We start from the raw sequence: 20,006 nt of genomic DNA on the forward strand, positions 1-20,006 counted from the left end.
GCTGCATGATATGCAGCCCTTTTATATGCGATGGAATCAGATTATCAGAAATCTTCGTTCGTTTCTTTTACGTCTTCACCGCTGTCATCAATAGAGAAATCTGGCGTTGCGTCCTGATTATTGAGCAGTAATTCACGCACTTTTTTCTCAATTTCTTTCGCGGTAACCGGGTTTTCTTTCAGCCAGTTAGTCGCGTTCGCTTTACCCTGACCAATTTTCTCGCCGTTGTAGCTGTACCATGCACCGGCTTTTTCAATCAGCTTCTCTTTCACGCCCAGGTCAACCAGCTCGCCGTAGAAGTTGATGCCTTCGCCGTAAAGGATCTGGAATTCAGCCTGTTTAAACGGTGCAGCGATTTTGTTTTTCACGACCTTAACGCGCGTTTCGCTGCCAATCACGTTATCGCCCTCTTTCACCGCGCCAATACGACGGATGTCCAGACGAACGGAGGCATAGAATTTCAGTGCGTTACCACCGGTCGTGGTTTCAGGGTTACCGAACATAACGCCAATTTTCATACGGATCTGGTTGATGAAAATCAGCAGCGTGTTGGACTGCTTCAGGTTACCCGCCAGTTTACGCATCGCCTGGCTCATCATACGCGCCGCCAGGCCCATGTGAGAGTCGCCGATTTCGCCTTCGATTTCCGCTTTCGGCGTCAACGCCGCCACGGAGTCAACGACGATAACGTCAACAGCGCCGGAGCGTGCTAACGCGTCACAAATTTCCAGTGCCTGCTCACCGGTGTCCGGCTGGGAGCACAGGAGATTGTCAATATCGACGCCCAGTTTACGCGCATAGATAGGATCCAGCGCGTGCTCCGCATCGATAAACGCACAGGTTTTACCTTCACGCTGTGCGGCAGCAATGACCTGCAGCGTCAGGGTTGTTTTACCGGAGGACTCTGGCCCGTAGATTTCGACGATACGCCCCATTGGCAAACCGCCCGCGCCTAATGCGATATCCAGAGAAAGCGAACCGGTGGAGATGGTTTCCACATCCATGGAACGGTCTTCACCGAGGCGCATGATGGAGCCTTTACCGAATTGCTTTTCGATCTGGCCCAGCGCTGCCGCCAACGCTTTCTGTTTGTTTTCGTCGATAGCCATTAATTACTCCTGTCATGCCGCTTTCGGATTAAACCGCGAAACGTGAAAGATGATGTTCTGTTGACGCAATTATACTGTATGCTCATACAGTATCAAGTATTTTGTAGAAATTGTTGCCACAGGGTCTGCAACGCATAGGCGGTCGCCTGCCGACGCACCGCGTCGCGGTCACCGCTGAAGCATTCCCGACGCGTAATACCCTCACCGCTTGCGCTGGCAAAGGCAAACCATACCGTACCTACGGGCTTCTCTTCACTGCCACCCTCTGGCCCGGCAATACCGCTGATAGAAACCGCGAAATGCGCACGGGCGGCTTTTAGCGCGCCAATCGCCATTTCGACCACCACCGGCTCACTCACCGCGCCATGCTGTGCCAGCGTCTCTTCACGCACGCCGATCATCTGCGCTTTGGCTTCATTACTGTAGGTCACAAACCCGCGCTCAAACCAGGCGGAGCTTCCGGCGATATCAGTAATCACTTTCGCCACCCAGCCACCGGTACAGGATTCCGCGGTCGTCACCGTAGCGCCACGCGCTTTCAACGCCAGCCCAACCTGCTCACTTAACTGCATCAGTTCACTGTCGGTCATTTCAGCCTCTGTCAGTTAAAAAATATGCCGGACAAGATAGCACTTTCACAACCAAGATGGGGATGAAGAGAACAATTTACGAGGGGGATTCAGAAAATAGATTAGCGCGGTAAAAAGCACACCGGATAGTAACGTTATCCGGCCAACAAAGGCATTTCGCCTCGTTGACCGGATAAGAGCGAAACAAATTACTGTACGCGCGCCTGCGCGACAGTCTGCCCCAACTGCCAGACAGCCATGGCGTAATGCGTGCTGTGATTGTAGCGGGTTATCGTGTAGAAGTTCGGCAACCCGTACCAGTACTGATATCCGGTACCGATATCCAGACGCAGCAGGCTAGCCTGCTGATGATTCCCCAATGATTGCTGCGGCGTCAAACCGGCAGCGGCAAGCTGAGAAATGCTGTACTGGGTTTTAAAGCCATTCGCCAGACCAGGCGCCTGACCGTTTGCCGGCACCGCCACCACATCGCCTTTCACCCAACCGTGGCCTTTGAAGTAATTCGCCACGCTACCGATAGCATCTACTGGGTCCCACAGGTTGATATGCCCGTCACCATTGAAATCAACAGCATATTGTTTGTAGGAGGACGGCATAAACTGACCATAGCCCATCGCACCTGCGAAGGAACCTTTCAGATCCAGCGGGTCATCGCTTTCATCCCGTGCCATCAACAGGAAGGTTTCCAGTTCACTGGAGAAATATTCTGCCCGACGCGGATAGTTAAACGACAGTGTTGCCAGCGCATCCAAGATACGTGTTTTCCCCATCACACGACCCCAGCGGGTTTCGACCCCGATGATGCCGACAATGATTTCCGGCGGTACGCCGTAGACCTGCCACGCGCGATTCAGCGCATCTTCATATTGGTTCCAGAACGCGACGCCGTTTTGCACGTTATCCGGGGTAATAAACTGCTTGCGATAGCGGAGCCACGCGCCGTTAGGTCCGGCTGGCGGTTGAGTCGTCGGTGCCTGACGGTCCATCAGACGCAGAACGTAATCCAGACGCTTGGCCTGCGACAGGATCTCCTGCAACTGCTGACGGTCAAAACCGTGCTTGTTCACCATTTTCTCAATGAACTGCTGCGCATTCGGATTATTGGCGAAATCGCCGCCCGTTAGCATGACGTTGTGCTGTGGCTCAAGCAGGAAGCCGCCGGATGGCGTCCCCGTTGTCGTTTGAGTCTCTGAAGTTTTAGGTTTGCTGCTACAGGCAGCGAGCAATACACAAAGGGGGAGTAACGCTACATAACGACGCTTGAACATGAGACATCCATTAAACAAATTCAGCCTGGGAGAAGTATGGTAAAGCATCCTCCGCCCTACAAGGAAGCAGTAGTCGCTCTGTGTCACAGAATTTACGCCCCCCTTTCATCCTCTATCTGCATATTTGCGACCTTTTACGCAAAACTTTCACAATAAAATAATAATCTTTCATTTTGAGATCAAAACAACACTTTTAAATCTTTCATAACGATTAAAATGCGTTACCGTTTGGCAAGTTAATTAACCCCTACAGGAGAGAATAATGATCGACACCATCACACTGGGTGCTGAGTGGTTTATCGGGCTTTTCCAGAAAGGCGGCGAGGTGTTTACCGGCATGGTGACCGGTATTCTTCCTCTGCTGATTAGCCTGCTGGTCATCATGAATGCGCTGATTAACTTTATCGGCCAGCAACGTATTGAACGTTTTGCCCAGCGCTGCGCCGGAAATCCGCTGTCCCGCTATCTGCTGCTGCCGTGCATCGGCACATTTGTCTTTTGTAATCCGATGACACTGAGCCTGGGTCGCTTTATGCCCGAAAAGTACAAACCCAGCTACTACGCAGCCGCCTCTTACAGCTGCCATTCAATGAACGGCTTGTTCCCGCACATCAACCCCGGCGAACTCTTTGTTTATCTGGGGATCGCCAGTGGCCTGACCACACTAGGGCTTCCACTCGGCCCGCTGGCGGTGAGTTATTTGCTGGTCGGTCTGGTGACCAACTTCTTCCGCGGCTGGGTGACCGATTTCACCACGGCCATCTTTGAGAAAAAAATGGGCATTCAACTTGAGCAGAAGGTACATCTGGCGGGAGCAACATCATGACGCGAATTCGTATTGAAAAAGGGACCGGCGGCTGGGGCGGGCCGCTTGAGCTGGATGCAACCCCTGGTAAAAAAATTGTCTATATTACCGCCGGCACTCGTCCCGCAATTGTTGACAAGCTGGCAAATCTGACCGGTTGGCAGGCCGTTGATGGCTTCAAAGAAGGTGAGCCGCCGGAGAACGAAATTGGTGTGGCGATCATCGACTGCGGCGGCACACTGCGCTGTGGGATCTATCCAAAACGTCGTATACCGACGGTAAATATTCACGCCACGGGTAAATCAGGTCCGCTGGCCCAGTACATTATCGAAGATATCTATGTCTCTGGCGTGAAAGAAGAAAACATTACCGTTGTCGGTGAAGCATCTGTCGCGCCACAGCCAGCAAGCAGCGCCATAGGCCGCGAGTACGATACCAGCAAGAAAATTACCGAACAAAGCGACGGTTTGTTGGCAAAAGTCGGTATGGGAATGGGGTCAGCCGTTGCGGTTCTGTTCCAGGCCGGGCGCGACACTATCGATACCGTCCTGAAAACGATTCTGCCTTTTATGGCGTTCGTCTCGGCGCTGATCGGCATCATTATGGCTTCTGGTCTGGGGGACTGGATTGCCCATGGACTCGCACCGCTGGCCAGCCATCCACTGGGACTGGTCACTCTGGCACTGATCTGCTCTTTCCCGCTGCTGTCGCCTTTCCTCGGCCCGGGTGCGGTCATCGCCCAGGTTATCGGTGTCCTGATCGGCGTACAGATCGGTTTAGGGAACATTCCTCCGCATCTCGCGCTACCCGCCCTGTTCGCCATTAACGCCCAGGCTGCGTGCGACTTTATTCCTGTCGGATTGTCACTGGCCGAAGCGCGTCAGGACACGGTCCGCGTCGGTGTGCCATCCGTTCTGGTAAGTCGTTTTCTGACCGGCGCGCCTACCGTTCTCATCGCCTGGTTTGTTTCCGGCTTTATTTACCAATAAGAGACACTCAAAAATGACCGTGATTTATCAGACCACTATCACCCGTATCGGCCAAAGCGCTCCGGATGCACTCTGCGACAAGATGATGATTACCTTTCGTGAAGGCGCGCCTGCAGATATCGAAGAGTTTTGCTTCATACATTCCCACGGAGAACTGAACGGTTCTCTGCAAGCAGGAATTCAGTTTGAACTGGGCCAGCATAACTACCCGGTCACGGCCGTTGGCAGCGTTGCAGAACGCAACTTACGTGAACTGGGGCATATCACCCTGCGTTTTGACGGACTGAGTGAAGCGGAATTCCCCGGCACCGTACACGTTGCAGGCCCCGTACCAGACGGTATCGAGCCGGGCTGTATTTTGAAGTTTATTGTTTAAGATTGAAGGAGATAAAGATGAATCAGGTTGCCGTTGTCATTGGTGGAGGCCAGACCCTGGGGGCATTCCTTTGCCGTGGGCTTGCTACAGAAGGATACCGCGTCGCAGTGGTAGATATTCAAAGCGATAAAGCCGCCAACGTGGCGCAGGAAATTAATGCCGAGTTTGGCGAAGGTACCGCGTACGGTTTTGGCGCTGATGCCACCAGCGAACAAAGCGTGCTGGCGCTGTCGCGCGGAGTGGATGAAATATTCGGTCGTACTGACTTGCTGGTTTACAGCGCGGGTATCGCGAAGGCCGCGTTTATCAGCGATTTTCAGCTTGGGGATTTCGACCGCTCGCTGCAGGTGAATCTGGTTGGCTACTTCCTCTGCGCACGTGAATTCTCACGCCTGATGATCCGCGATGGCGTTCAGGGACGCATTATCCAGATCAACTCCAAATCAGGGAAAGTGGGCAGTAAACACAATTCAGGTTACAGCGCGGCAAAATTTGGCGGCGTGGGCTTAACCCAGTCACTGGCGCTGGATCTCGCTGAATATGGCATTACCGTCCATTCGCTGATGCTCGGCAACCTACTGAAATCACCGATGTTCCAGTCATTACTGCCGCAGTATGCCACCAAACTGGGCCTCAAGCCGGATCAAGTGGAGCAGTATTATATTGATAAGGTTCCCCTCAAGCGCGGTTGCGATTATCAGGATGTGCTGAACATGCTGCTTTTTTATGCCAGCCCGAAAGCCTCTTACTGCACCGGACAGTCCATCAACGTGACTGGCGGTCAGGTGATGTTCTAGCCTGGTGGCGCTGCGTTTACCGGGCCAACGTAGAATATGTAAGCCCGGTAAATGCAGTGCGACCCGGAATCTAAACCGATAAGGAGCACATTATGGTTTCCGCACTGATTACCGTCGCCGCGATCGCCTGGTGCCTGCAACTGGCGCTCGGTGGCTGGCAAATATCCCGCTTTAACCGGGCGTTTGATCAACTCTGTCAGCGAGGTCGGGTTGGCGTGGGTCGTTCCGGCGGACATTTTAAACCACGTGTGGTCGTCGCCATCGCACTGGATGAGCAGTTGCGGGTTACAGATACATTATTTATGAAAGGTCTTACTGTATTCGCCAGACCACGCAAAATTGCCACGATAATGGGCAAACATCTTGATGATTTACAGCCTGATGTGATCTTTCCCCATGATCCGTTATCACAGAATGCACTATCATTGGCGCTTAAACTGAAATATGGGTAATTTCGTTGTGAATGCTAATAGCTTGCGAAATTATCATTTTGCAACCTATCCCTAAATAATTCGAGTTGCAGGAAGGCGGCGACGCAGCGAATCCCCTGGAGCGTACATAAGTACGTGACTGGTGTGAGCGAGGAAAGCCAACGCACATGCAGCTTGAAGTATGACGGGTATATATAAGTCAGGGTAATCACGCCTATGAAACCTCGTCAGCGTCAGGCTGCCATACTGGAGCATCTACAAAAGCAGGGAAAATGCTCGGTTGAAGAACTGGCCCACTACTTTGATACCACCGGCACAACTATTCGCAAAGACCTGGTCATTCTGGAAAATGCCGGAACCGTCATTCGTACCTATGGTGGCGTGGTATTAAATAAGGACGAATCCGACCCGCCAATCGATCACAAGACGCTCATTAATACGCATAAAAAAGAGCAGATTGCCGAAGCCGCCGTCCGTTACATCCACGATGGAGACTCCATTATTCTGGATGCAGGCAGCACTGTATTGCAGATGGTGCCGATGCTCACCCGCTTTAGCAACATCACCGTCATGACCAACAGTCTGCACATTGTTAATGCCCTTTCTGAGCTGGACAACGAGCAAACCATCCTGATGCCCGGCGGAACCTTTCGCAAAAAATCTGCGTCATTTCATGGTCAACTGGCAGAAAACGCCTTTGAGCAGTTCAGCTTTGATAAACTCTTCATGGGCACCGACGGTATTGACCTCAATGCCGGCGTGACCACCTTTAATGAGGTGTTTAGCGTCAGTAAAGCGATGTGCAATGCCGCTCGCGAAGTGATTCTAATGGCTGACTCATCAAAATTCGGGCGCAAAAGCCCCAATGTTGTGTGCAGTCTGGAAAGCGTCGACAAACTGATTACCGACACGGGTATCGACCCCGCGTTTCGTCAGGCGCTGGAAGCAAAAGGGATTGAAGTGATCATAACCGGAGAAACTCATGAGTGATGCACTACTGAATGCGGGCCGTCAGACGTTAATGCTGGAGTTGCAGGAAGCCAGCCGATTGCCAGAACGCCTGGGCGATGATTTTGTCCGCGCCGCCAATACGATCATCCACTGCGAAGGCAAAGTGATTGTCTCGGGTATTGGCAAGTCAGGTCATATTGGCAAAAAAATCGCCGCGACGCTCGCCAGTACCGGCACCCCGGCTTTTTTTGTGCATCCCGCCGAAGCGCTGCATGGCGACTTGGGGATGATCGAAAGCCGCGATGTAATGCTGTTTATCTCTTACTCCGGGGGAGCAAAAGAGCTGGATCTCATCATTCCGCGTCTGGAAGACAAATCTGTCGCCCTGCTGGCGATGACCGGCAAGCCCACCTCACCATTAGGCCTGGCCGCCAAAGCCGTGCTGGACATTTCTGTGGAGCGCGAAGCCTGTCCGATGCGTCTGGCGCCAACCTCCAGCACCGTTAACACGCTGATGATGGGCGACGCGCTGGCCATCGCCGTAATGCAGGCGCGCGGCTTTAATGAAGAAGATTTTGCACGTTCTCATCCGGCCGGTGCGCTGGGCGCACGTCTGCTGAATAAGGTTCACCACCTGATGCGCCGTGACGATGCCGTACCGCAGGTGACACTCACCACCAGCGTCATGGACGCGATGCTGGAACTCAGCCGAACGGGACTTGGCCTGGTGGCGGTCTGCGACAACGAGTCACTGGTGAAAGGCGTCTTCACTGACGGCGACCTGCGTCGCTGGCTGGTTGGCGGCGGCGCGCTCACCACTCCGGTTAGCGATGCGATGACCCCTAATGGCGTCACGTTGCAGGCACAAAGCCGCGCGATTGACGCCAAAGAGATCCTGATGAAGCGCAAAATCACCGCGGCACCTGTCGTGGATGAAAACGGCAAACTCACCGGCGCTATCAACCTGCAGGATTTCTATCAGGCCGGCATTCTCTAATCCTTCAGCCCCAGACGTTTCGCCAGCCGGTGCAGGTTGGCGACGTCAGTTTCCAGCGCCCGCGCACTGGCTGCCCAGCTGTGATTGTGTTGTGCCAGCGCCCGGCGGATCATCTCCCGTTGGAAGGATTCCGTGGCCTCACGCAGGTTGTGATGTTGGGGGATATCCGCAATAACGTCCGTTTGCGGTAAATGCGCATCGTCCTGCAGGGCAAAATGCTGCGCCTCCAGCACCACTTCATCGCCTGCCCTGGTGGCTCTTGCCAGCACTACCGCGCGATGAATCGCATGCTCCAGTTCACGCACGTTTCCCGGCCAACCGTAGCTCAACAGATGACGACGTGCGCCAGGGCTTAGCACCACGCGGGAAAGCCCCAGTCTCAGTCGGCACTGTTCACAAAAATATCCGGCCAGCAAAACCACATCGTCACCACGCTCACGCAGCGGCGGCACAGAAAGCGGAAAAACGCTCAGACGATGGAACAAATCGGCACGGAAGTTCCCGGCCAGCACCTCTTCACGCAAATCGCGGTTGGTGGCCGCCAGCACACGGACGTCCACGCGCAGACTGCGATCGTCCCCGACACGTTGGATATCCCCATACTGCAACACGCGCAGCAGTTTAGCCTGCAACGCCAGTGAAAGCTCGCCAATCTCGTCCAGAAACAGGGTACCGTTGTCCGCCATTTCAAACTTGCCGCTACGATTGCTGATAGCCCCGGTAAATGCCCCTTTCACATGACCAAACAGTTCGCTTTCCGCCACGCTTTCCGGCAGCGCGGCGCAGTTCAGGTATACGAGGGGATTCACCGCTCGCGGCGAGCCTTCATGGATAGCTTTTGCCACCAGCTCTTTGCCGGTTCCCGTTTCGCCGCTAATCAGCACGTTGAGATCGGAGCCCGCCACAATCTCAATCTCTTTTTTCAGCTGCGTCATATTGGGCGACAAGCCAATCATCTGCGTTTCTGTTATCTGCTCAAAGGCGGTGGATGAACCAAGCAGCATATTCTGACTTTCCAGTTGTTCAATCAGGAGCGCATTACTCAGGGCGCCCGCCGCCAGCGCGGCAATCAGGCGGAGTTCTTCATCGCTGAACACATCGAACTGGTCAGGCTCCATACCATCCAGCGTTAGCGCCCCAATCAGGTTTTGCCCGGCAAACAGTGGCAACCCGATGCAGGCGTGCACCTTCAGGCTCTCCTGTCCCGGGATCAGCCCGTCATAAGGATCGGGTAAATCGCTGTCGGCAGGGAAACGCACCACATCCCCGGCACGGGCAATCGCTTCCAGACGCGGATGCCCCTCCAGCGTAAAGCGTCGTCCAAGAACGTCCTGTGCCAGCCCATCTATCGCCAGCGGAATAAATTGTCGGGACTCGTAGCGCAGCAGTGCTGAAGCGTCACACTCCAGCACCTGACGCAACGTGGTGATCAGGCGTTGAAAACGGTCCTGATGTCCAATACCGCTTTGTAATTCAATGGCGATTCCCGCCAGGACATCAACTGAAAAGCTCATCGCTACCTCATGGTCATTTTGACAATGCATATTGTCATATTGACTATAAACATCATAGTCATTTTGACTACCACTTAATGAGCAAATAAATTAAAAACCATATATATCAATTAGATAAAAGGTTGGCACACAACCTGCAATAAGCAAAATATCTTTTTGAGAAACGCTGAATTAATTATTGAGGTTGCTATGTCTATTCTGGTTAAAAATAACATTCATTGGGTTGGCCAACGTGACTGGGAAGTCCGTGATTTCCACGGAACCGAATACAAAACGCTGCGCGGCAGCAGCTATAACAGCTATCTTATCCGTGAAGAAAAGAATGTCCTGATCGACACAGTAGACCACAAGTTTAGTCGTGAATTCGTGCAGAATCTGCGCAGTGAAATTGACCTGGCGGATATTGACTACATCATCATTAACCATGCAGAAGAAGACCATGCTGGTGCGCTGACCGAGCTGATGTCCTGCATTCCCGATACCCCTATTTACTGCACCAATAACGCCATTGATTCCATTAACGGGCATCATCATCACCCGGAATGGAACTTCAACGTGGTGAAAACCGGCGACTCACTGGATATCGGTAACGGCAAGCAGCTGATCTTCGTGGAAACCCCGATGCTGCACTGGCCGGACAGCATGATGACCTACATGACCGGCGATGCGGTGCTGTTCAGTAACGACGCCTTCGGTCAGCACTACTGCGACGAACGCCTGTTCAATGACGAAGTTGACCAGACCGAACTGTTCGAACAGTGCCAGCGTTACTACGCCAACATCCTGACCCCGTTCAGCCGCCTGGTGACGCCGAAAATCACCGAAATTCTCGGCTTCAATTTGCCGGTCGATATGATTGCGACCTCACACGGTGTGGTATGGCGCGACAACCCGACGCAGATCGTTGAGATGTACCTGAAATGGGCGGCGGATTATCAGGAAGACCGCATCACAATTTTCTACGACACCATGTCCAATAACACCCGCATGATGGCCGATGCGATTGCTCAGGGTATCAACGAAGTTGACCCAAACGTGGCGGTGAAAATCTTTAACGTCGCCCGCAGCGATAAAAACGAGGTGCTGACAAACGTCTTCCGTTCTAAAGGGGTACTGGTCGGCACCTCCACGATGAATAACGTGATGATGCCGAAAATCGCGGGTCTGGTGGAAGAAATGACCGGTCTGCGTTTTCGTAACAAACGCGCCAGCGCATTTGGTTCACACGGCTGGAGCGGCGGTGCAGTAGATCGTCTGTCTACCCGTCTGCAGGACGCGGGCTTTGAGATGTCGCTGAGCCTGAAAGCGAAATGGCGCCCGGATCTGGACGCACTGGAATTGTGCCGCCAGCACGGCCGCGAAATCGCACGTCAGTGGGCGCTCGCTCCGCTGCCAGAAACCCACGTAAAGACCGCACCGCAGGAAGACGCGTGCGCCTGTGCCGCCGCGGCTGCCGCTGACCTCGGTCCTTGCATGCAGTGCAGCGTTTGCCAGTGGATCTACGATCCCGCTAAAGGCGAGCCGCTGCAGGATGTTGCACCGGGTACGCCATGGAGCGACGTGCCGGATAACTTCCTGTGCCCGGAATGTTCATTAGGTAAAGACGTCTTCGACGTACTGGCAACGGAGGCAAAATGAGCCGCGGAATTGTCATTATTGGTTCGGGCTTCGCCGCCCGACAGTTAGTTAAAAATATCCGCAAACAGGATGCAGCGGTTCCGCTGACCCTGATTGCCGCTGACAGCATGGATGAGTACAACAAGCCCGATCTCAGCCACGTTATCAGCCAGGCGCAGCGTGCCGACGACCTCACCCGCCAGTCGGCGGGGGAGTTTGCCGAACAGTTTAACTTACGCCTGTTCCCACACACCTGGGTGACCGATATCGATGCTGATATGCACGTCGTGAAAAGCCAGGACAAGCAGTGGCAGTACGACAAACTGGTTCTGGCTACGGGGGCTTCGGCCTTTGTGCCCCCAGTTGCCGGACGTGAGTTAATGCTTACTCTGAATAGTCAGCAGGAGTATCGCGCCTGTGAAACCCAGCTTCGTGACGCACAGCGCGTGCTGATCGTCGGCGGGGGACTGATTGGTAGTGAGCTGGCAATGGATTTTTGCCGCGCGGGCAAAGCGGTGACGCTTATTGATAACGCCGCCAGTATTCTGGCCTCGTTAATGCCGCCAGAAGTCAGCAGCCGCTTGCAGCATCGTTTGACCGATAGCGGTGTACATCTGTTGCTGAAGTCCCAGTTACAAGGGCTGGAGAAAACAGAATCCGGTATTCGCGCCACGCTTGATCGTCATCGCAGCGTCGAGGTGGATGCGGTGATCGCCGCAACCGGCCTGCGCCCGGAAACGGCTCTGGCGCGACGCGCTGGGGTGAACATCAATCGCGGCGTTTGCGTCAACAGCTATCTGCAAACCAGCCACCCGGATATCTACGCGCTCGGTGACTGTGCGGAAATCAATGGTCAGGTTTTGCCGTTCCTGCAGCCGATTCAGTTGAGTGCCATGTACCTGGCGAAAAATCTGCTCGGCGGCAACACCCCGCTGAAGCTGCCCGCCATGCTGGTAAAAGTCAAAACGCCTGAGCTGCCATTACATCTGGCCGGGGAAACCCAGCGCCGGGATCTGAACTGGCACATTGCGACCGAAGCTGAAGGGATGGTTGCCAGGGGCATGAACAACGAAGGCCAATTGTGTGCCTTCGTCGTCAGTGAAGATCGCATGAAAGAGGCCTTTGCGCTGCTGAAAACGCTGCCCGTCTAAGTTCGTGGTGCCGGATAAAACGCTTTGCGTCGCCCCCCGGCAATACGACGACTGATTTATTAACCTCACGCACACGGATGTGTGTTGCCACCTGTCGGTATGCCCCGACCTGTTTGACTTGCCCCGCCAGTCCCGGGGCTTTTTTTTATTTTTGCGTAAGCGCCCGCGCGGCAGCGATAACCCCCTGCCCCAACGATAATCCGCCATCTCCTGCCGGTAACCGCTGCGGGAACAGCAACGTAAAATCAGCCAGATAACAGGCCAGGCGCGACGACAGCAGACGGTTATGCATCACGCCGCCACTGAATGCCAGCGTCGTAATCCCCCGCGATACCGCCTGCTCACGCATCAGCGAGGCAAAGCCATGCGCCAGCGCATCATGGAAAGCCCATGCGCGTTCGGCAGGGGTCCCTTGCCAGTTCAGCCACTGCTGCCAGAAAACAGCCAAATCCAGCTGGTTGCGGGTCACCGGCAGCGTCACCGGATGCTCAACACCCGCGCATTGTGAAGCCAGCGCCTCCAGAGTACAGGCGGCCTCCCCTTCATAACTCAGCGACACCGGCGCGCAATCAAGCGCTGCAGCAACGGCATCAAACAACCGTCCGCACGAGGACGCCAGCGGTGCGTTGATCCCCCGTTCAATAGCCCGTGACAACACGCTCCAGTTTTGTTGTTGCAGCGCCGCCGTTTCCGGGTAACCCTGCCAGTCAGGAACAAAACGCAGACACTGTGCCAACAGATTACGCCACGGCTGTTTTGCCGCCAGATCACCGCCTACCAGCGCGACGGCCGGTAAGCCGCCAAGATGTTCGCATTCACAATAATTGACCCGCAAACACTCCCCACCCCACAACGCGCCGTTTTCACCCATGCCGATACCGTCCAGCGTCAACGCAATCACGTCTCCACCGTCGAGCGGCCAGCCGTGTTCAGCCAGACACGCGGCGGCGTGAGCATGATGATGCAGTACTGTTTCGATCGGTAAGTTCATCTCGCGGGCCCACTGGCTGGAAACGTAGCCAGGATGCGCATCGCAGACGATACGCTGCGGGGTGAAATCATAAATGTTCTGGATTAAACGCAGCGCATCACGCCACTGATGTTGAATACCATCGTCACTGAGATCGCCCAGATGCTGGCTGATAACGGCCTGCTCTCCCCGAATCAGGCAGAACGTGTTTTTCAGATCCGCCCCCAGGCACAGCATCGGCGGGACGTCGCGAAAACCGGGCGGCAGCGCCACCGCATCCGGCACATACCCCCTGGAGCGGCGCAGCATTTCCCCGCTTTCACGCACCACGGAATCATCCATACGCTGCACGATCTCGCGGTTATGCAGCAGAAAACCGTCGGCAATCTCGTGCAAATCGTCCAGCGCCTGCGCATTAGTCACCGCAGGCGGCCTGCCGCTGAGGTTGCCGGAAGTCATCACCAGCGGGCCCTTCATTGCCTGTAACAGCAGATGTTGCAATGGGTTGGCGGGCAACATCACGCCGACTTCCGTTAACCCCGGCGCAATCCCTTCGCTCAGCGCAACCACATGCTGTTTATTCACCAGCACAATCGGTGCTGCCGGCGTTGTCAGTAAACGACGCGCACATTCCGGCAGTCCGTCATCACCGGGCAGCATCACCGCCAACGGTTTAGCCGGACGACGTTTGCGCGAACGAAGCAACGCGACAGCTTTGTCGTTGCGCGCATCGCAAACCAGATGAAATCCGCCAATCCCTTTGACGGCCACAATGCCGCCCGCTTTCAGCAATGTCACCGCAGCCTGCAACGCCGTTTCTTTTTCCGCCCGCACGTCTGCGCTGACCCACTCAAGATGCGGGCCACATTCCGGGCAGGCAACCGGCTGCGCATGGAAGCGACGGTCGTACGGATCACGATACTCTTTATCGCATTGTGGGCAGAGCGGGAACGACGCCATCACGGTAAACGGACGGTCGTACGGCATGGCGCGAATAATCGTAAAGCGCGGGCCGCAGTGGGTGCAGTTGATAAAGGGATAACGATAGCGGCGTTCGCCAGGGGTGTTCATTTCAGCCAGACATTCGGGACAGGTAGCGGCATCGGGGACGATTTGTGTATTCATCGTGCCGCCCGCACTTTGGCGAATCGAGAAATCAGCAGGCTGCTGAGACCAGACAAACGGCTCGCTCTCGACGCTGTCAATTCGCGCTAACGGCGGGCAATGCTGATGCAGTTCGGTGATAAACACCGCCGGATCTTCCAGTAGACGAACAACCACGCCGTCACCGTCGTTACAGACGTCGCCATGCAGATGCAGTCGCTGCGCCAGTTGCCAGACAAAGGGACGAAATCCGACGCCCTGCACTTTACCGCGAATACGCAGTTCTACGCCGGAGTGGTGGTGTATTGTCATGATAAATTCCCGCGGTTATGTTTCCCTGAAGTGGCCGTTTGCCGGATAAGCGAAGCCGCTATCCGGCAAAATAACCCCACTATTTTACGCGGATTATAGGGGATCAGAACAGCAAAGACGCGGTGGAATCCAGCGCTGCACGACGGCGTTTTTCTGCGCTCAGTTGTTCAAGCTTATTACGATCGACATAAATCAGTGCGTGAGTCGGGCAAACTTCCATACAGGCAGGGCCGGCTTCGCGGTGGTGGCACAGGTCGCACTTGTTGGCTTCGGCTTTTTCAGCGCGCACGTTCAGACCCGCGCCGCTGTTACGCACGACAGGGCGAACAACCACTTCCATTGCGCCGTAAGGGCAAGCCACCACGCAGGTTTTACAACCAATGCAGCGCTCTTGCATGACGTGGACAAAACCTTTATCGCGGCTGATAGCGCCGTTCGGACAGACGTTCGCGCACGGCGCATCTTCACACTGGCGGCACAGCGTCGCGGTGGAGACATTAACGCCTTTGATCACGTGAATACGCGGTAAAAAGGTTTCAGGGGTCAGCGATGCGCAGTCCTGGTTATCCTGATGGGATACCACGCAGGCCACTTCACAGGTACGGCAACCAATGCATTTATTGGCGTCTGCAATGATGAAACGGTTCATCAATTTCTCCAGCAATGACAGATTATCTGCCGAAGCATTCACGAATCGTGCCAAATTTTAATACATTGTTATTAAAAGGGTTTTATTTTACCGGGCGAGACTAAAGCGTGTCATCGTCACTAGTGACGATGACAAATGACAGCCGTCAGCGTGAAACTGACGGCGCGATGGAGTCACGGACAATCAGCTCACCGGTAAAGGCTTTCGGCGGCGTAAATGCGCCACCGTCCAGCATAAAAATGAGGCGTCCAATCGTCTCCTGAATCATCTCCGTCACCGGGATTTTGACGCTGGACAGCGCCGGGATCGTATAAGGCGCAAGAGCAACATCATCGAAGCCAATCACCGATACCTGCGCGGGAACCGTGAAACCACGCTCATGCAGTTGCTTCATCGCCCCGATAGCCATGTCATCATTGCTGGCCACCAGCGCGGTGAAATTGACGTTGCGAGAAAGCAACGTATCGACGCCCGCAGCACCGCTGGATGGCGTCCATTTTCCTTTAACAATCAGATCATTATTCAAGGGAATATCATGATGCGCCAGCGCGTCTTTATAACCTGAAAGACGCTCCACCCCGGTCGGCGAATCCATTGAACCGCTAATAAACCCAATCTCTTTATGCCCAGCGGCAATCAACTGCGTCACGGCATTAAAGCTGGTTTGCTTTTGATCGCACCAGACGCAGTGACTGCTGTTTTTCCGCAACCGTCGATTAAGCACCATGATCGGTTGAGTGTGCGCATCGATGATGTCGTCTATTTCATCCACGCTGAGAAATCGCGGGTAAATCATGATCGCATCACAGCGCAGGTCGAGCAGGTACTGAATCGCCTGCCGCTCTTCTTCTGCACTGTGCTTACCGTCAGCAAGCAAAAGCTGGCGCCCCTTGTCCTCCGCCATGCGCGCGGTATGAAACAGCAGCTCACTAAAATAGACGCCATGATACAAGGTGTTGGTCACCACCAGCCCCAGCGTCTGGGTGGTCTTCGCCGCCAGGCTGCGCGCCAGTAAATTAGGGCGATAACCGCTCTCTTCAATGGCCTGGAATACGCGGTCTTTGGTCTCCTCGCTGACATAGCCGTTCCCGGAAAGCACCCGGGAAACCGTCGCTTTCGACACGCCAGCACGCTTCGCCACTTCCAGCATCGTGGTCATATTTCTTATCCCTTAACACTCAATGTGACGCAGTGTACTGCACCGTTTCACCGCTGTCCTTGCTGCTAAATTGCAGCATCCCGTATCTGGTGATCGTAGTCACATTTATAAAAAATGATCAAAATTAAATCTTGCTAGAATTAATAAAAATACAGATGATTTTGTGGAACCGGTTTCCTATCGATGTTTCATCAACACAGAAATGAGACCCACGTAAACGGTAAGACATAACGTACCCTACTGATAAAACAGGATTAAATCCGATGTCTAAGAATTATGCAGCGCTGGCGCGCTCGGTTGTAACGGCGCTTGGCGGCGTCGATAACATCACTGCAGTCACACACTGCATGACCCGTTTGCGTTTTGTTATCAAAGATGACTCGCAGGTAGACAGTGCCACCCTGAAGGCCATCAACGGCGTGCTCGGCGTGGTACGTAACGATAACCAGTGTCAGGTGATCATTGGTAATACCGTTTCGCAGGCATACCGCGACGTCGTCAGCCTGCTGCCGGGCGATCTGCAACCCGCCGAACCAGAAGCGAAACCGAAGCTGACACTGAAGCGCATTGGCGCGGGGATCCTCGACGCGCTGATCGGCACCATGTCTCCGTTGATCCCGGCGATTATCGGCGGATCGATGCTCAAACTGCTGGCGATGGTTCTCGAAATGACCGGCGTACTGGTGAAAGGCTCATCCACGCTCACCATCCTGACCGTTATCGGCGACGGCGCTTTCTTCTTCCTGCCGCTGATGGTCGCCGCTTCGGCCGCGATCAAATTCAAAACCAACATGTCGCTGGCTATCGCCATTGCGGGCGTGCTGGTGCACCCCAGTTTTATCGACCTGATGGCGAAGGCCGCGCAGGGTGAGCACGTTGAGTTTGCCCTGATCCCGGTTACGGCGGTGAAATACACCTACACGGTGATCCCGGCGTTGGTCATGACCTGGTGTCTGTCGTACATCGAACGTTGGGTGGATCGCATCACCCCGGCGGTAACCAAAAACTTCCTTAAACCCATGCTGATCGTCTTGATCGCCGCCCCGCTTGCCATCGTCTTAATTGGCCCCATCGGCATCTGGATCGGTAGCGCGATTTCCGCACTGGTTTACACCATTCACGGCTATCTGGGCTGGCTGTCCGTTGCCATCATGGGCGCACTGTGGCCGCTGCTGGTCATGACCGGTATGCACCGCGTCTTTACACCCACCATTATTCAAACCATCGCCGAAACCGGGAAAGAAGGCATGGTCATGCCCTCTGAAATCGGCGCCAACCTGTCGCTGGGCGGCTCGTCTTTAGCCGTGGCATGGAAAACGAAAAACCCGGAACTGCGCCAGACCGCGTTGGCGGCGGCGGCCTCTGCCATTATGGCGGGGATTTCGGAACCCGCGCTGTACGGTGTGGCGATCCGTCTGAAACGCCCGCTGATTGCGAGTCTTATCAGCGGCTTTATCTGCGGTGCCGTTGCCGGAATGGCCGGACTGGCGAGCCACTCAATGGCAGCACCGGGCCTGTTTACCAGCGTACAGTTCTTCGACCCCGCCAATCCAATGACCATCGTCTGGGTGTTTGGCGTAATGGCGCTGGCGGTGGTGCTGTCCTTTGTCTTAACGCTGCTTCTCGGCTTTGAGGATATTCCCGTCGAAGATGCGGCCGCACAGGCCAGAAAAAACCAGGGCGCGCAACCGGGCAATATCAATGGAGCCAGCATCTGACTGGTCATAACTGAGGTTTACTATGTCTGTTTTTCCGCAAGGATTTTTATGGGGCGGCGCACTGGCCGCCAACCAGTCTGAAGGCGCATATCGGGAGGGTGGCAAGGGGCTGACCACCGTAGATATGATCCCGCACGGTGCACACCGGATGCCCGTCAAACTGGGGCAGGAAAAGCGCTTTCAGCTGCGGGATGATGAGTTTTATCCCAGCCATGACGCGATCGATTTTTATCATCGCTATAAAGATGATATCGCGCTGATGGCCGAAATGGGATTTACGGTTTTTCGTACCTCAATTGCATGGAGCCGTCTTTACCCAAACGGGGATGAGCTCACCCCTAATGAAGAAGGTATCGCGTTTTACCGTGCGGTGTTTGAAGAGTGCAAAAAATACGGCATTGAGCCGCTGGTCACCCTGTGCCACTTTGATGTCCCTATGCATCTGGTGACCGAGTACGGTTCCTGGCGTAACCGCAAAATGGTGGAGTTTTTTACCCGTTACGCCCGAACCTGCTTCAAAGCCTTTGACGGTCTGGTGAAGTACTGGCTGACGTTTAATGAAATCAACATCATGCTGCACAGCCCTTTTTCAGGCGCCGGACTGGTGTTTGAAGAAGGTGAAAACCAGGATCAGGTGAAATATCAGTCCGCGCATCACGAGCTGATCGCCAGCGCGCTGGCGACCAAAATCGCCCATGAAATCAACCCACACAACCAGGTCGGTTGTATGCTGGCGGGGGGAAATTTCTATCCTTACTCATGCAAACCTGAGGATGTGTGGACAGCGCTGGAAAAAGACCGCGAAAACCTGTTCTTTATTGATGTACAGGCGCGCGGAGCTTATCCCGCTTACTCTGCCCGCGTGTTTCGCGATAAAGGCGTCGTGATTGAAAAAGCCCCGGAAGATGATGAAATCCTGAAAAATACCGTCGATTTTGTCTCCTTCAGTTATTACGCCTCTCGCTGTGCCTCAGCTGAGATGAACACCGGCAATACCCGTGCCGCCAACGTGGTGAAATCGCTGCGCAATCCGTACATCGAAGCCAGTGAATGGGGCTGGGGCATAGACCCGCTGGGTCTGCGCATCACCATGAACATGATGTATGACCGTTATCAGAAACCGCTATTTTTGGTGGAAAACGGGCTGGGAGCAAAAGATGAGCAGGATGCCAACGGCGAAATCCATGACGACTATCGCATCCGTTATTTACGTGAACACATTCGCGCCATGGCAGATGCGATCGAAGACGGCGTACCGTTGATGGGTTACACCACCTGGGGTTGTATCGATCTGGTCTCGGCCTCAACCGGCGAAATGAGCAAACGTTACGGCTTTGTCTATGTAGATCGGGACGACGCAGGGAATGGAACCCTGGCGCGTACCCGCAAGAAGTCATTCTGGTGGTACAAAAAAGTCATTGCCAGCAACGGCGCCGACCTGACGTAATCCACCTGCCGGAGGGCGCGACTGCCCTCCGGCATGACATCCCGTGTTCGTT

General features: G+C 54.5%; 18 protein-coding genes. 11 read left to right on the forward strand and 7 right to left on the reverse strand.

All coding sequences use genetic code 11. From position 1 onward, the window contains the following. Nucleotides 1-44 precede the first annotated feature (44 nt). The 3 genes from recA to mltB form a co-directional block, all read right to left on the reverse strand. Nucleotides 45-1,109: a recombinase RecA gene (gene recA / locus N7268_RS00225; protein ID WP_198906166.1), complete on the reverse strand. Its 1,065-nt coding sequence runs from the start codon at nucleotides 1,107-1,109 to the stop codon at nucleotides 45-47. Nucleotides 1,110-1,201: 92 nt separating this feature from the next. Then, nucleotides 1,202-1,699, reverse strand: a complete 498-nt coding sequence (gene pncC / locus N7268_RS00230; protein ID WP_198906165.1) for a nicotinamide-nucleotide amidase — start codon at nucleotides 1,697-1,699, stop codon at nucleotides 1,202-1,204. Nucleotides 1,700-1,887: 188 nt separating this feature from the next. Then, complete coding sequence (gene mltB / locus N7268_RS00235) at nucleotides 1,888-2,967, reverse strand: lytic murein transglycosylase B (RefSeq protein WP_260861375.1); 1,080 nt, start codon at nucleotides 2,965-2,967, stop codon at nucleotides 1,888-1,890. Nucleotides 2,968-3,229: 262 nt separating this feature from the next. Between mltB and srlA the strand changes: the two genes are divergently transcribed. The 7 genes from srlA (at nucleotide 3,230) to gutQ (ending at nucleotide 8,313) form a co-directional block, all read left to right on the forward strand. After that, a complete protein-coding gene (gene srlA, locus N7268_RS00240; protein ID WP_003825953.1) occupies nucleotides 3,230-3,793 on the forward strand; it encodes a PTS glucitol/sorbitol transporter subunit IIC in 564 nt (187 codons plus the stop codon). Then, nucleotides 3,790-4,761: a PTS glucitol/sorbitol transporter subunit IIB gene (locus tag N7268_RS00245; RefSeq protein WP_260861376.1), complete on the forward strand. Its 972-nt coding sequence runs from the start codon at nucleotides 3,790-3,792 to the stop codon at nucleotides 4,759-4,761. Before srlA ends, N7268_RS00245 begins: the two co-directional genes overlap by 4 nt. A gap of 13 nt (nucleotides 4,762-4,774) precedes the next feature. Continuing rightward, nucleotides 4,775-5,137, forward strand: a complete 363-nt coding sequence (srlB, locus tag N7268_RS00250) for a PTS glucitol/sorbitol transporter subunit IIA (RefSeq protein WP_260861377.1) — start codon at nucleotides 4,775-4,777, stop codon at nucleotides 5,135-5,137. Between the two features lie 17 nt (nucleotides 5,138-5,154). Further along, nucleotides 5,155-5,934, forward strand: a complete 780-nt coding sequence (srlD, locus tag N7268_RS00255) for a sorbitol-6-phosphate dehydrogenase (protein ID WP_260861378.1) — start codon at nucleotides 5,155-5,157, stop codon at nucleotides 5,932-5,934. A 92-nt stretch (nucleotides 5,935-6,026) separates the two neighbouring features. Next, entirely contained in the window at nucleotides 6,027-6,386 is a 360-nt protein-coding gene (gene gutM, locus N7268_RS00260; protein ID WP_260861379.1) for a transcriptional regulator GutM, read from the forward strand. Between the two features lie 195 nt (nucleotides 6,387-6,581). Further along, entirely contained in the window at nucleotides 6,582-7,355 is a 774-nt protein-coding gene (locus tag N7268_RS00265) for a DNA-binding transcriptional repressor (RefSeq protein WP_198906159.1), read from the forward strand. Further along, entirely contained in the window at nucleotides 7,348-8,313 is a 966-nt protein-coding gene (gene gutQ / locus N7268_RS00270; protein ID WP_198906158.1) for an arabinose-5-phosphate isomerase GutQ, read from the forward strand. The genes N7268_RS00265 and gutQ overlap by 8 nt, the downstream gene beginning before the upstream one ends. Here gutQ and norR read toward each other — a convergent pair. Then, nucleotides 8,310-9,827: a nitric oxide reductase transcriptional regulator NorR gene (norR, locus tag N7268_RS00275; RefSeq protein WP_260861380.1), complete on the reverse strand. Its 1,518-nt coding sequence runs from the start codon at nucleotides 9,825-9,827 to the stop codon at nucleotides 8,310-8,312. The two genes, gutQ and norR, sit on opposite strands and share 4 nt — an antisense overlap. 189 nt (nucleotides 9,828-10,016) lie before the next feature. On the opposite strand from norR, the gene norV reads away from it, so the two are divergent. Both norV and norW read left to right on the forward strand, forming a co-directional pair. Next, nucleotides 10,017-11,465 carry an anaerobic nitric oxide reductase flavorubredoxin gene (gene norV / locus N7268_RS00280; protein WP_260861381.1) on the forward strand — a complete coding sequence of 483 codons (1,449 nt, stop codon included), beginning with the start codon at nucleotides 10,017-10,019 and terminating at the stop codon, nucleotides 11,463-11,465. Beyond that, entirely contained in the window at nucleotides 11,462-12,595 is a 1,134-nt protein-coding gene (norW, locus tag N7268_RS00285) for an NADH:flavorubredoxin reductase NorW (protein WP_260861382.1), read from the forward strand. Before norV ends, norW begins: the two co-directional genes overlap by 4 nt. Before the next feature lie 145 nt (nucleotides 12,596-12,740). Here the strand turns inward: norW and hypF are convergent, their stop codons facing one another. The 3 genes from hypF to N7268_RS00300 form a co-directional block, all read right to left on the reverse strand. After that, a complete protein-coding gene (hypF, locus tag N7268_RS00290) occupies nucleotides 12,741-14,981 on the reverse strand; it encodes a carbamoyltransferase HypF (protein ID WP_260861383.1) in 2,241 nt (746 codons plus the stop codon). Between the two features lie 103 nt (nucleotides 14,982-15,084). Continuing rightward, nucleotides 15,085-15,630, reverse strand: a complete 546-nt coding sequence (gene hydN / locus N7268_RS00295; RefSeq protein ID WP_003037366.1) for an electron transport protein HydN — start codon at nucleotides 15,628-15,630, stop codon at nucleotides 15,085-15,087. Nucleotides 15,631-15,775: 145 nt separating this feature from the next. Continuing rightward, on the reverse strand, nucleotides 15,776-16,789 hold the full coding sequence (locus tag N7268_RS00300; protein WP_260861384.1) for a LacI family DNA-binding transcriptional regulator: 1,014 nt from the start codon (nucleotides 16,787-16,789) through the stop codon (nucleotides 15,776-15,778). A 263-nt stretch (nucleotides 16,790-17,052) separates the two neighbouring features. On the opposite strand from N7268_RS00300, the gene ascF reads away from it, so the two are divergent. Continuing rightward, complete coding sequence (gene ascF / locus N7268_RS00305; RefSeq protein ID WP_260861385.1) at nucleotides 17,053-18,507, forward strand: PTS cellobiose/arbutin/salicin transporter subunit IIBC; 1,455 nt, start codon at nucleotides 17,053-17,055, stop codon at nucleotides 18,505-18,507. 22 nt (nucleotides 18,508-18,529) lie between these two features. Then, on the forward strand, nucleotides 18,530-19,954 hold the full coding sequence (locus N7268_RS00310) for a 6-phospho-beta-glucosidase (protein ID WP_260861386.1): 1,425 nt from the start codon (nucleotides 18,530-18,532) through the stop codon (nucleotides 19,952-19,954). Nucleotides 19,955-20,006: the final 52 nt, after the last annotated feature.

It is taken from the genome of Citrobacter sp. Marseille-Q6884, assembly GCF_945906775.1.
In the GTDB taxonomy this organism is placed as follows: Bacteria; Pseudomonadota; Gammaproteobacteria; order Enterobacterales; family Enterobacteriaceae; genus Citrobacter.

Coding starts and splice junctions, on each gene's coding strand:
- recA (WP_198906166.1), bottom strand. CDS start 1,109: ATGGCTATCGACGAAAACAAACAGAAAGCGTTGGCGGCAGCGCTGGGC.
- pncC (WP_198906165.1), bottom strand. CDS start 1,699: ATGACCGACAGTGAACTGATGCAGTTAAGTGAGCAGGTTGGGCTGGCG.
- mltB (WP_260861375.1), bottom strand. CDS start 2,967: ATGTTCAAGCGTCGTTATGTAGCGTTACTCCCCCTTTGTGTATTGCTC.
- srlA (WP_003825953.1), top strand. CDS start 3,230: ATGATCGACACCATCACACTGGGTGCTGAGTGGTTTATCGGGCTTTTC.
- N7268_RS00245 (WP_260861376.1), top strand. CDS start 3,790: ATGACGCGAATTCGTATTGAAAAAGGGACCGGCGGCTGGGGCGGGCCG.
- srlB (WP_260861377.1), top strand. CDS start 4,775: ATGACCGTGATTTATCAGACCACTATCACCCGTATCGGCCAAAGCGCT.
- srlD (WP_260861378.1), top strand. CDS start 5,155: ATGAATCAGGTTGCCGTTGTCATTGGTGGAGGCCAGACCCTGGGGGCA.
- gutM (WP_260861379.1), top strand. CDS start 6,027: ATGGTTTCCGCACTGATTACCGTCGCCGCGATCGCCTGGTGCCTGCAA.
- N7268_RS00265 (WP_198906159.1), top strand. CDS start 6,582: ATGAAACCTCGTCAGCGTCAGGCTGCCATACTGGAGCATCTACAAAAG.
- gutQ (WP_198906158.1), top strand. CDS start 7,348: ATGAGTGATGCACTACTGAATGCGGGCCGTCAGACGTTAATGCTGGAG.
- norR (WP_260861380.1), bottom strand. CDS start 9,827: ATGAGCTTTTCAGTTGATGTCCTGGCGGGAATCGCCATTGAATTACAA.
- norV (WP_260861381.1), top strand. CDS start 10,017: ATGTCTATTCTGGTTAAAAATAACATTCATTGGGTTGGCCAACGTGAC.
- norW (WP_260861382.1), top strand. CDS start 11,462: ATGAGCCGCGGAATTGTCATTATTGGTTCGGGCTTCGCCGCCCGACAG.
- hypF (WP_260861383.1), bottom strand. CDS start 14,981: ATGACAATACACCACCACTCCGGCGTAGAACTGCGTATTCGCGGTAAA.
- hydN (WP_003037366.1), bottom strand. CDS start 15,630: ATGAACCGTTTCATCATTGCAGACGCCAATAAATGCATTGGTTGCCGT.
- N7268_RS00300 (WP_260861384.1), bottom strand. CDS start 16,789: ATGACCACGATGCTGGAAGTGGCGAAGCGTGCTGGCGTGTCGAAAGCG.
- ascF (WP_260861385.1), top strand. CDS start 17,053: ATGTCTAAGAATTATGCAGCGCTGGCGCGCTCGGTTGTAACGGCGCTT.
- N7268_RS00310 (WP_260861386.1), top strand. CDS start 18,530: ATGTCTGTTTTTCCGCAAGGATTTTTATGGGGCGGCGCACTGGCCGCC.